Source organism: Clostridium sp. AM22-11AC, from assembly GCF_003473545.1.
Lineage (GTDB): Bacteria > Bacillota > Clostridia > Lachnospirales > Lachnospiraceae > Enterocloster.
Genome location: NZ_QUCM01000012.1, coordinates 25,913 through 38,458, shown reverse-complemented (window position 1 = coordinate 38,458; position 12,546 = coordinate 25,913). Strand labels below are relative to the sequence as shown.

General features: G+C 43.5%; 10 protein-coding genes. 7 read left to right on the top strand and 3 right to left on the bottom strand.

Features of this window, described 5'->3' with window-relative positions; genetic code table 11:
• The first annotated feature begins 17 nt into the window (after positions 1-17).
• From DW251_RS11360 to DW251_RS11330, 7 genes are all read left to right on the top strand, one after another.
• A complete protein-coding gene (locus DW251_RS11360) occupies positions 18-1,571 on the top strand; it encodes an ABC transporter substrate-binding protein (protein ID WP_118301201.1) in 1,554 nt (517 codons plus the stop codon).
• Between the two features lie 229 nt (positions 1,572-1,800).
• Positions 1,801-2,505, top strand: coding sequence for an ABC transporter permease subunit (locus DW251_RS11355; protein WP_347474659.1), 705 nt, complete (start codon positions 1,801-1,803; stop codon positions 2,503-2,505).
• A gap of 17 nt (positions 2,506-2,522) precedes the next feature.
• Positions 2,523-3,419 (top strand): carbohydrate ABC transporter permease, encoded by an 897-nt coding sequence (locus DW251_RS11350; protein ID WP_118301200.1) that lies wholly within the window; start codon positions 2,523-2,525, stop codon positions 3,417-3,419.
• A 47-nt stretch (positions 3,420-3,466) separates the two neighbouring features.
• Complete coding sequence (locus DW251_RS11345; protein ID WP_182433610.1) at positions 3,467-4,972, top strand: serine hydrolase; 1,506 nt, start codon at positions 3,467-3,469, stop codon at positions 4,970-4,972.
• Positions 4,973-5,005: 33 nt separating this feature from the next.
• Positions 5,006-6,406, top strand: a complete 1,401-nt coding sequence (gene gtfA / locus DW251_RS11340; RefSeq protein WP_118301198.1) for a sucrose phosphorylase — start codon at positions 5,006-5,008, stop codon at positions 6,404-6,406.
• A 350-nt stretch (positions 6,407-6,756) separates the two neighbouring features.
• Positions 6,757-7,761 (top strand): hypothetical protein, encoded by a 1,005-nt coding sequence (locus DW251_RS11335; protein WP_118301197.1) that lies wholly within the window; start codon positions 6,757-6,759, stop codon positions 7,759-7,761.
• A gap of 53 nt (positions 7,762-7,814) precedes the next feature.
• The gene (locus DW251_RS11330; protein WP_147352229.1) at positions 7,815-9,707 is read left to right on the top strand and encodes a proline-rich domain-containing protein; all 1,893 of its coding nucleotides are present in this window, start codon (positions 7,815-7,817) and stop codon (positions 9,705-9,707) included.
• An 83-nt stretch (positions 9,708-9,790) separates the two neighbouring features.
• Here the strand turns inward: DW251_RS11330 and DW251_RS11325 are convergent, their stop codons facing one another.
• The 3 genes from DW251_RS11325 to DW251_RS11315 form a co-directional block, all read right to left on the bottom strand.
• Positions 9,791-10,633 (bottom strand): YoaK family protein, encoded by an 843-nt coding sequence (locus DW251_RS11325; RefSeq protein WP_021868649.1) that lies wholly within the window; start codon positions 10,631-10,633, stop codon positions 9,791-9,793.
• A gap of 176 nt (positions 10,634-10,809) precedes the next feature.
• Positions 10,810-11,217 (bottom strand): hypothetical protein, encoded by a 408-nt coding sequence (locus tag DW251_RS11320; protein ID WP_021868648.1) that lies wholly within the window; start codon positions 11,215-11,217, stop codon positions 10,810-10,812.
• Between the two features lie 64 nt (positions 11,218-11,281).
• Entirely contained in the window at positions 11,282-12,505 is a 1,224-nt protein-coding gene (locus DW251_RS11315; protein ID WP_021868647.1) for a hypothetical protein, read from the bottom strand.
• Positions 12,506-12,546 lie beyond the last annotated feature (41 nt).

The window sequence follows — 12,546 nt, the reverse complement described above, 5'->3', positions numbered from 1 at the left end:
AAAGGAGGTTACTTGATATGAAAAAAAGTATGAAAAACAGAGTTGCAGGCGCGGCGGCCGTTCTTCTTGCCGGTTCAATGGCATTTTCCATGACTGGATGCGGCAGCAGTTCGGATAATACAGCCGGTCAGCAGACTGCCACAGATCAGAAAACGGAAGGAAATGAAGAATATACAAAGATCGTATATGCCTTTAAATCATTTAACAATATTCCTGAAGATCTGTCCGACGTAAATGAAGCGATCAGTGAGATCACAAGAGAGAAGATCGGTGTGGAAGTAGAATTAATGCCGATTGCTTCTTCTGCATATGGCCAGCAGGTAAGTCTTGCAATGCAGGGCGGGGAACAGCTGGACCTGTTCCATACAGGAAGCGGTCTGGAGTTATCTACCTGCCTTGCCAATCATCAGCTTTATGACATTACAGATATTGTAAAGGAACATGCTGCCGGCGCCATTGACGCGGTAGGTGAGGACTTTATGAAAACAGAAGTAGTAGACGGAAAGGTTTATGGTATTCCGGCTGATAAGGGTGTTGCTCTTGCGCCGACACTTCTGTACAGAGAAGATATCATGGAAGAGATCGGCGTAGATCCGGCAGACATTAAAAATATTAATGATCTGACTGATGTATACGCAAAGGTAAAAGAGGCTTATCCTGATATGATCCCGCTGGTACCGGTCAATCCAGGTGATTCAGGTATGATCAATACCATTTATGGATTTGATTATCTGGGAGACCGCTATTTATCTCCAACTGGAATTTTAAATGGCGATGATATGCAGGTTGAGAATTTCTATGAAACAGATGGATTTAAGGATATCCTGACACTGGCAAGAGACTGGTATAACAAAGGCTATATTATGGGTGACGCAGCAACGACTACCAGTACATCCATTGAGCTGTTAAGCGCAGGAAAAGGATTTTCTTACATCTCCAACTATGGTGGAAATGACGCCGCAACCCAGATCTCCTCTCAGACAGGCCAGAAAATAGGGGCTCTTCGTTTGAGCCAGCCGTATCTTGGAACTTCTGATGTAAACAGAGTATCATGGGCAGTTGCATCTACCTGTAAAAACCCGGAAAAGGCATTGGAATTCCTGAATTTAACTTATACAGATAAAGATGTTATCAACCTGATTATTTACGGAATTGAAGGAAAAGATTATGTAAAGGTCAGCGACAATGTAGTGAAATACCCGGACGGTCAGGACGCAAGCACTGTTCCATATACAGCCCAGCTTAGCTGCGGCGTATGCGGAAGCCAGTTTAACCAGTATATCCTGGAAGGTGCCAGCGAAGATACACAGAAAGTTATGAAAGAGGATAATCAGAATGCGGGAAGATCAAAGGCATTTGGATTTACCTTTGACAGTTCAACTGTGAAAACACAGTATACAGCAGTAAATAACGTGATCAATCAGTATCTTCCAGGACTGCGCTGCGGAAGCCTTGATCCGGAAACTGAACTTCCAAAGTTCCAGCAGAGTTTAAAGGATGCCGGAATTGATGAGATCATTGCGGAAAAGCAGAAACAGCTGGATGCATGGGCTGCAGAAAACGCGAACTAGGTGAGCTATTATGACAGGGAGAAAAAGAAAGGGGCGGGGGACAAAAAACGTCCCCCTGCTATTGATCGCATTGCCAGGCCTTGCTTATCTTCTGATAAACAATTATATCCCAATGTTCGGGATCTTCCTGGCTTTTAAAAGTTATGATTTTTCAAAGGGAGTATTTGGGAGCCCCTGGTGCGGGTTCGATAATTTCAAGTTTCTGTTTAAGACAAAAGACGCGCTGATCATGACAAGAAATACGATCTTATATAATTTCGCTTTTATTGTGATTGGTACAGCTCTTGGTATTTTTGTGGCGATCCTGCTGACAGAGATCGTAAAAAGCGTCTGGGCAAAGTTTTATCAGTCAGCGCTGCTTTTACCATACCTGCTTTCCTGGGTGGTGATCTCCTACATGGTTTTTGCGTTTTTAAATTCAGATAGTGGATTTATCAACAATACTGTGTTGAAAGTGTTGGGAATGGCTCCGGTATCCTGGTATACAAAAAGTAATATCTGGCCGTTTATCCTGATTCTGGTATTTTTATGGCAGACAGTGGGCCATACGTCGATCATTTACATGGCCAGCATTGCAGGTATTGATAAAGGTATTTATGAAGCTGCCAAGATCGACGGGGCAGGTAAGATCAAGCAGATCTTTTACATCACACTGCCACTCTTAAGGCCAACGATCACGATCATGGTTCTTATGGCGATCGGAAAGATATTCTTTTCTGATTTTGGACTGTTTTATCAGGTACCTATGAATTCAGGCGCTCTTTATGGTGTAACCCAGACCATTGATACCTTTGTATACAGAGGATTAATGGAATTAAATGATGTGGGAATGTCATCAGCAGCAGGATTGTTCCAGTCATGTGTTGGATTTGTCCTGGTTATCACTGCTAATGCACTGGTCCGTAAGATGAACCCTGAAAATGCGCTGTTTTAATGGAAGGAGGCAATAAAATGAAAACGAGATTAGGCGGGGAACGCAGCTTTCGCCGTTTTGCTCTGATAACATTAGGTATCATGACCATTTTATCATTGCTTCCGGTTATTCTGATCGTTATTGCGTCATTTACAGATGAAAACAGTCTGATCGCAAATGGATATTCTTATTTTCCTGCAAAATGGAGTCTGGATGCTTATTTTTATATGATAAAGCAGGCAAAACTGATCACAAGGGCTTATGGGATCTCCTTTTTTGTAACAATCACAGGAACGCTCTTAAGTGTGCTTTTTACTACCACATTGGCATATCCTATGTCCAGAAAGGATTTTAAATTTTCAAAGATCCTTACATTTCTGGTGTTTTTTACCATGCTGTTTAATGGAGGCGTTGTTCCGTCCTACATGATGTGGTCTCAGTTTTTTCACTTGAAGAACACGATCTGGGCGCTGATCCTGCCAAATTATCTGATCACAGCTTTTAACATTATGCTGGTTAAGAATTATTATCAGAACAGTATTCCAGATGCCTTGATCGAAGCTGCAGAAATTGACGGAGCTTCGGAACTTACGATCTTCTGGAAGATCGTCTTTCCATTATCTACGCCCGTGATCGCTACGATCAGTCTTTTTACAGCGCTGAAATACTGGAATGACTGGGTAAATGCTCTGTATTACATTACAAAACCGCAACTTTACGGAATTCAGAACCTGCTGCTTCGCATTATGGATAATATCCAGTTCTTAAAATCAGGAGGAGCCGGTGAAATTGCAGGCGCGGCTATGGTAGATCTTCCAGGCACTTCCGTGCGCATGGCAATGGCAGTTGTAGGAATTTTGCCAATTATTTTAATTTATCCATTTGTACAGAAATATTTTATCAAAGGTGTAGTTGTAGGCGCAGTAAAAGGCTAAAAAAGATTAGCGACTATTTGCAACGTTTATAGTTTGGGAGAAAAATGATGACAGGGAAGAAATTTGAGAGAACTACTCCGGAAGCAGTGGGAATTTCCAGCAAGAGTCTGGAACAGCTGATTGAAAATCTGGAGCGGGTAACAGAAATGCATGGCATTATGATCATGCGACATGAAAAAATATGTGCAGAGGGATGGTGGGCGCCTTATGCGCCAGGGATTCGGCATAGTCTCCATTCTTTGAGCAAAACCTATTCTGCTACTGCAGTAGGAATTGCAGTAACGGAAGGAAAAGTTTCTTTAGATGAGAAGATTCTTTCTATTTTCTCAGAGAAGGCACCAGAGAATCCAGATGAATATCTGAAGCAGCTGACGGTAAAGGACATCCTCTGCATGGGAAGTGGAATGGAAAGGCTTCCTGAGGTGACAGAGAACTGGCTGCAGGCATATCTGGAAGTTCCTATTAAGCATCGTCCAGGAACTGCGTTTCAATACAACAGTGTGGGGTCCACTCTTCTTTGCGCCATCGTAGAGAGAAAAACGGGAATTCCCACAGAGGAATATTTAAAAAGCAGGCTGTTTGATAAGATTGGCATTGACAGTGATAATTTTTTGTTTGAACGCATGCCAGACGGTACAGTTTTTGGCGGCGGGGGATTTTATGCCACAACAGAGGATAATTTAAGGCTGATGAAGCTTTATAAAGACGGCGGAGTCTGGGATGGTGAGCGTATCTTATCCGAAGAATATGTGAAAATGGCAATATCAAAGCAGATCGATACTGCCACAGAAAAAAATGGCAATCCAGAGGCTACAGACAATTTCCTTGGCTATGGATTTCAAATCTGGGTGTGCCAGCCGGAAAATGTATACCGGGCTGACGGGGCAATGGGCCAGTTTTCCATTGTATTTCCAGATCAGGATATGATAATTTCCGTGAATGAAACGGCTTCTAATGCTCATTGGGCGCAGAACACATTGGATGAAATATGGAAGTTTGCCAGGGAAGTCCGGGAAGAAACACTGCCGGAGGATGAAGCTGCATCTACGCATCTGAAAGAGAAGCTGTCTCATTTATCCCTGGAAGCACCTTGTCGGCAGTGCAGTCGCAACAGAGAAAAAGAGTCTGAAATAAATGGAAAATGCTATTTTGTGTCAGAAGGGCGTATGGGCTTTGAAACAGAGATCCAGAATTCCCATGCAGGATTGAAACCACTTGAGGGAATAACAGAATTTACCATGAGATTTGTACCTGGAACCTGCGAAATGAAGTTTTGCCAGCAGGGAAAAGAACATGAAGTTCTGATTGCTACAGATGGATCCTGGAGATGGAACCGGCTTAAACTAGATGGAAGGGTAAATAGTGAGTTGTGTTTAAGTGGATATTGGGAAGATAAAAACTGTTTTGTAGTCCATGCAAGATGGATAGAAACCTGCTATGAAAATGAACTGAAGTTCTGCTTTGAAAAAGATCAGGTGCATATGAGTAGAATGAATAAAGTAGGACGATATATGACATCGCAACCGCTTACAGCGACGGCGCAGAAAGCCTGAAAATAAAAAGGACAAAAAGAGGTGATTTCATAAATGCTGAATAAGATCATGCTGATCACATATCCTGATTCCATGGGACATGATTTAAAAGATCTGCATCATATTTTGAACCTGTATTTTAAAGATGCGGTAAAAATGGTGCATATCCTGCCGTTTTTTCCTTCCAGTGGGGACCGTGGTTTTGCCCCGTTAGGATATGAAAAGGTATCAGAAGAGTTCGGAGACTGGGAAGATATCCGTATGCTTTCCGAAGAATATCCATTGATGTTTGACTATATGATCAATCATATCTCCGCACACAGTCCTTATTACCAGGATTTTTTAGAGAAAAAGGATCAGTCGCCATACAGAGGATTGTTTATCCGCTATAAGGATTTTTGGGAAAATGGAATGCCAACCCAGGCAGAAACGGATGCTATTTATAAGCGGAAGCCCAGAGCACCTTATGTTATGGCAGAGTTTGGGAATCAGACCCAGGAGGCAGTCTGGTGTACTTTTGGAGAGGAACAGATCGACCTTAACATGGAGACAGAGGAAGGAAAGCGCTTTTTGGAAGAAAATCTTCGCTGGCTGGCCAGACACGGTGCATCTCTTATCCGCCTGGATGCTTTTGCCTATGCTGTAAAACGACCGGGAACTTCCTGCTTTTTTGTAGAACCGGACATCTGGGAACTTCTTGGAAGATGTGCGAAAATTGCAGCTGAAGAAGGTGCCCAGATCCTTCCGGAGATCCATGAACATTTTTCAATCCAGCAAAAACTGGCATGCCGGGATTATTATGTGTATGACTTTGCGCTGCCAATGCTGCTTTTACATGCCATTTATTTTAAAAACAGTGAATATCTGAAGCACTGGTTTGAAATATGTCCGAGAAAGCAGTTTACAACGCTGGATACCCATGACGGAATTGGCGTAGTAGATGTCCGGGGGCTTTTGCCAGACGAGGAGATTGAAGCTGCGAAAGAGCATTTGTTTGAGTATGGCGCTAATGTAAAGCGTGTTTACAATACGGAGAAATACAATAATCTGGATATTTATCAGATTAATTGCACCTATTATTCGGCTCTTGGGGATGATGATAATGCTTATCTTTTAGCCAGAGCGATCCAGTTCTTTGCGCCAGGTACGCCTCAGGTTTATTATGTGGGACTACTGGCTGGAAAAAATGATATTTCTCTTTTGGAGGAGACGAAGGAAGGACGAAATATCAATCGTCATTATTATACGGAAGAAGAGATAGGACGGGAAGTTGAACGCCCGGTAGTAAAGCAATTGTTGGAACTTATGAAACTCAGAAATACGCATCCTGCATTTGATGGTGAGTTTTATATGCTTCCATGCGAGAAGGAGCAATTGATCCTTGGGTGGAAAAACGGAGACAGCAGGATTGAGCTGCATGGAGATCTGGGGAAGAAATCCTTTGAAATTATTTAAAACCAAAGGAGCAGGGCTGATTTATTTGAATCAGTCCTGTTCCTTTTTAACGTGTTTGAAATTTTAAACTCCTCACATTTTTTCACACTCTTATCAAAAACTCCCGTTATAGTTTAGGTCAATGAAAGATAAGTAAAAAAATAGGCAAGAGAAAATGGAAGAGATTAAAGGAGAAATAAACAAAAGGAAAAGGATGTAAGTGCAGATATAAAGAACACATAAAAATACATAAAAGAATATATAAATGGGCAAACGCCAGTGTTGTTTTCTTAACAGGAGAAAAAGATAAGAGAAAAATAAAAAAGCTAAATGCCCGTATATATTTGATACGGGTTGAAAGGAGCAATTCTATGAAACTTAAGGGTAAAATAAAAGAACTTACTGCACTTACTTCTGCGATCTGCATGCTGTCTGTACCGAATACAACGGTTTTGGCTGCTACTGGAACAAAAATAAACTCTGTTCCTCTTTCTATTGAGTCAGAAATCGAGGCTTGGGATACAGATGGCGATGTAACCGTTTCCACATCCTCTTCTGAATTTGATATAGATGATGTGGTGATCACCAATGAGCCAAGCGACGAGTGGGATGATGGCGACAAACCGAAATTCAAGATCACTTTATATGCAGATGATGATTATTATTTTGCTTCCGGATTTTCAAAAAGCAGTGTTAGCTTAAGCGGTTCTGACGGTACGGTTACATCAGTCAGCAGAAGCTCCAGTGATACTTTGGTCGTATATGTAACACTGGATGCCCTGGATGATGATGACAGTGATCATGATCTGGATGTAAGCGGGCTGGAATGGGATGAGTCAGACGGGACGGCTTCCTGGGAAGAAAGTGATGATGCAAAAAAGTATGAAGTACGGCTTTACCGGGGAAGCAGCGCAGTGACCAGCGTGCTGACGACTACCAGCACCAGTTATGATTTTTCAGGCTATATAACAAAAAGCGGTTACTATACATTTAAAGTAAGAGGCGTGTACAACACTTCTAATAAGGGAAGCTGGGAAGAATCGGATTCATGGTATGTTTCATCCAGCGAAGCACAGGAGATCAGTTCTTCAAGCAAAAGTACTCCTTCCAATAATACCGCCTCTTCCGGAACTGGCGCGTGGTTAAAAGATGATGCGGGCTGGTGGTACTGCAATGCAGACCGCAGTTATACTACAAACGGCTGGCAGTATATTGACAATCTTTGGTACTATTTTGATGAAAACGGTTACATGAAAACTGGTTGGATCTTATATAAAGATGCATGGTATTACTGTGGTGAAAGTGGTGCTATGTTGGTGAATGCAACGACACTGGATGGTTATTATGTAAATGGTGACGGCGTCTGGGTACAGTAAGGGAAAATAGATAGAAAATGATTTTAAAAGATGAAAGTTGAGGCAATGCGATTATGAGCAGATATAGAAGCAGAATGGGAAATGACAGAAAGGCCAGAAGAGAGATCGGAAGAAGGCTGCGAAAGGGCGGTGTGATGATGTGTATGATGATCACCAGTGCCATGTTGTTGTCAGCTTGCAGCGGCGGAAACAGCAGCAGCAAGAATACCACAGCAGCGCAGACCACAGAGGCAGCAGCAGAGGGCGGTGTACAGGACAGCCAGAATGAGGTAATGGGGCGTGTGAAGTTGGTTTCTGATACAGAGATCACAGTTGAGCAGGGACCTGGTGGAGCACCAGGCCAGAACAGTGACGGCCAACAGCCAGGCGGAGCACCAGGTCAGGACGGCGACAACCAGCAGCCAAGTGGAGCGCCAGACGGCCAGAACCAGCCACCACAGGGGGGAGTTCCAGAGGGAAAAGGCCAGCCACCCCAGGGCGAAACCACAACCTATAAGATCACAACATCCACAACCTTCACCGATGCAGACGGTGCATCCATCCAGGTTTCTGATATCAAGGAAGGTGACTTTGTTAAGATTACTACAGACAGCAATGGAACCGCAGTACAGATATCTTTAGCTGATATGCCAGGCGGTCCGGATGGTCCTCAGGGTGGCCCTGGAAATGGGGCACCGGGAGCTGGCGGTCCTGGAGGCGGGGCACAGTCCGCACCCACATCTTATTCCTCTGTAAAGGAATTTACCAGTGATACAGAAGAGTCCGGACAGAGCTATACCTCAGAAGGCACAGATGAAAGCGCAGTTCTTGTATCTAACGGAGCTAATGTTACTCTAAAAGATTTTACCGTAAACAGAACATCCGAAGACAGCAAAGGCGGCGACAGCTCCAGCTTTTACGGCGTAGGTGCATCAATCCTTGTAACAGACGGAACTGTTGATCTAAAGGGTGGAACGATTACTTCTGATGCAGATGGCGCTGCAGGTGCGTTTGCCTATGACAAAGGCACTGTAAATATCTCTGATACTGCCATTACCACAACTGGAAATACAGCAGGCGGTATCCACGCAGCAGGCGGCGGTACAGTCAATGCAGAAAATCTGACGGTACATACTTCCGGTGAGTCTTCCGCGGCGATCCGAAGCGACAGAGGCGGCGGCACCATGCGTGTAAAGGGCGGCAGTTATACTTCTTCAGGAACTGGCTCACCGGCGGTTTACTGTACAGCAGATATTGAGGTGGAAGATGCCAAATTGACGGCGGAAAATTCCGAAGCAGTGTGCATTGAAGGCTTAAATTCCCTGTCACTGACAAACTGCGACCTGTCCGGCCATATCCAGGAAAATGAGCAGAATGATTGCGACTGGACCGTGATCTTATACCAGAGCATGTCCGGTGACTCTGAGGTGGGAAATGCTGTATTAAATATGACCGGCGGCAGCCTGACTTCTGAAAATGGCGGTCTGTTTTACACTACAAATACAGAAAGCACTTTTTATTTAAACAATGTAAATATTACCCCGTCTTCTAATAATGAATTTTTCTTAAAATGTACGGGAAATGCCAATAAGAGAGGCTGGGGACAGAGTGGTGCAAACGGAGCGGATTGTTCCTTTACAGCAGAAAACCAGAAAATGGAAGGAGATGTGGTTTGGGACAGTATCAGCAACCTGAAATTTAAGATGACAGAGGGAAGCATCCTTACAGGCGGCTTCATCCAGGATGAGTCCTGCGCCGGAAATGGAGGCAGCGGAACGGCAGATCTGTCCATTGATGCCGAATCCACATGGATCGTCACAAAAGACAGCCGGTTATCAGGACTCACAAATAAAGGAACGATCAAAGATGCAGATGGTAAGGCTGTAACCATTAAGGGAAGTAACGGAACAGTGTATGTACAGGGAGACAGTGCTTATACAGTGACAGTAGATTCTTATACTGCATAATAAACGGAAATAAAAATGGGTACTGTGGAGATGGTGTTTTTCTCCCAGTGCCCATTATGTTCTCGCAGAGTCATTTTGTATACTTATTGATGTTGTGTTTTTTCATCCATTTCCCGGATGATCTTCTGGTCTTCTTTTAATTCGTTCTGTTCTTTCTGGAGCTCTTTTTGTTCTTTCTGAAGCTCTTTCTTTTCTTCTTTTAATTCGTCCTGCTCTCTTTTCAGTTCCTGGCGTTCTTCCTTTTCTATTGCCTCCAGATCGTCCTCTTCTTCGATCAGCATCAGTAAAAAGCAGAGGATCAAAAGCCCGCAGGAGATCCAGATGGTGCGGTAGGAGAAATGATTGGTAAGATGACCACCGCAGGCGGCACCAATGGTAAAGGAACCGATCGCAGTAAGATAAATGGCAGCTGTTTTCAGCTCATCTTTTCGTTTCTCGGTAATAGCTTTATAAAAATGGTCCATGCCGCTTCGCAGATTTCCGATACACATGGTGCTGGCATAAGCACTGCCGCGTACAGTACGGAAGGACTGAACCTGCATAGCGCAGGCAAAGGAAGTAAGTCCATTTGCAAGCCAGTTTAACTGTCCCGGGATAAAACCGACGATAAACAGTAGGATAATCTCCAGAGTCAGGACCAGATGGCGCCAGTGGATCTTTCCTGTGTGACGGAACCGGGAGTGGATCAGGCAGGCCATTAATACACCCAGTGCGAAAAAAGCAACGGGAAGGAAATAACGGATGGAATTTCGTAGATCCTCGGAGATCAGGTAGCATCCCATTAAAACAATATTTCCTGTCTGTGCATTGGCAAAGACGTGATCACGTAAAAAATAGGAACAGGCATCCTGCGTTCCGCCGGACAGATTTAAAAGTATCATAACAGGCAGCGAACTGGACATTTGCAGGCCGGTTTTTTGTTTCATGTATATCCCTTCTTTCATTCCCTGTTTTATCATTTTTTTCAAATAAAATCAATTTGCGTTTTTCACACTTCTGACTTTATATATTCCTGCTTTTTCTACGAAAAAAGCAGCTGTTGGAAAAAACCAGTCAGCTGCTTCTTTTATGTCTGTTCAATGAAGTGGATTTTCACGATTTTTTACTCGTCATCCTCATTAGCCCCATCATTATACTCATTTACATAGATCAGATGGCTTCTGGACTCTTCTACAATAGTCCGGATGGTCTCTGCAGTAAGAGGCATATCCTGAGGCTGTAATACCAGGCTTAAGGCACATGGAAGATTAATACCGCAGATCAGGTGACGATGATCGTTTACATATGGGCAGAACTGCTGGTTTACACTGCCACCTAACATATCAGTCATCATGACTACTTCATCCTCCGGGTCAAAGGAATCAAATAATTCTTTGATCTGGGTAGGAAGATCGGTGTCATCCATATAGGCACTGATATCAATGATGCCGTCCATGGAAGTAAGAAAATTTAATGTGTCTTTCAGGCCGTGGGCCAGTAAATGATGGGAGGCGATAATATATCTTCTCATAACGCTTCTCCTTATAGTTTTATAGTTATAGTTATATTTATAATAGTGTGGCGGGGATCAGATACTACAGGGATTTGATCAGATGATCTACGTAAAGTTCTGCTTCTCCCTGGAGGAAAGGAGTCTGCATGCTTTCATAGCCTTTTCCGAATTCATCTTTCTCTACGATATAGCCTGCGCTGTAGTTTGCATAGCCCCATACGATGCGCATAGGAGCATTAAAGTTCTTTTTGATCTCCATTCCGAAGGTGGAGAACAGTTCTCCGGGGATGGTGATCATCTCCAGGTCACCTAAATGGAAGATAACAGAGCGGAGAGTAACATTGATGCCGCCTGACTGGATCTTTCTTCTCATATGGCGGACACCGGACCAGAGAAGCTTTTTATCATCCTCTGTAACAGCAGCAGCCAGCTTCTTTTCATCTTCAGCTAACTGTGCCTTCATAGCATCCAGATCATAAGTCTGGTGGATGGTGTATTCTGCAGTTTTTACAGAGCCAGCTTTTAACTCCATAGGAGTTTCTGCTTCTGCGAAAACATTTACCTGCTTCATTACTTCATCACGTACGCGCCACAGCTCGTTTTCGTCATTTCCCTGACGGTACTGGCGGTTGCCCATATCACCGCAGGCTCCCTGCATGGTAATGAAAATGGTATTGTATTTTTCATCCAGGGCCTTTCCCACATTTCCTAAAAGATCAGAGCTGATCTTCATGTTGTGGATGCCAAGGACAGTTGGATGGCAGGTAAACTGGAACATACCTGCAACTACATGGTTTTCATTGCGGAACAGGATCATGTTGATATCTTTATCGCTTGGTTTGTCAATATAATTGCGGTTTCCGTATACACCTTCTATGGTTCCCTTTACCATATAAGGTGTTACTTCTAAGAAACCACGGTCAAAGCATTCGTCTACAGCGTCAAAAAGCTGTTTCATTACCAGCTCCCTGTAAACTGCCTTGCGATGATTTCTGTCTTCCCCTTCATCTTCAAAGCTGATATCAGGGCCAGAGTGTGTATGAATGGTTCCGATAATGATATTTTCCTTTGGAACAGAATATTTTCCGGCAAGGACTGTGCGGGCATAATCAGAGATCGGTTCTTCTAACCGGCACAGATCCAGGGTGGACCATATAAAAATCTCCCCGTCAATGCGCAGGACTAAAGTCCTGCAGTAAAGTTCATCTAAAACACCAATAGATTTTCCTGTTCTCATGGCATAACCGCGCATGTACATAGGAAATGGAGGTGTGATATTACGTTTTGCTGCGCTTACTTCAACCATATGATAATCTCCCCTTAGTTGAATAAAAAAGGGCTCTGCCT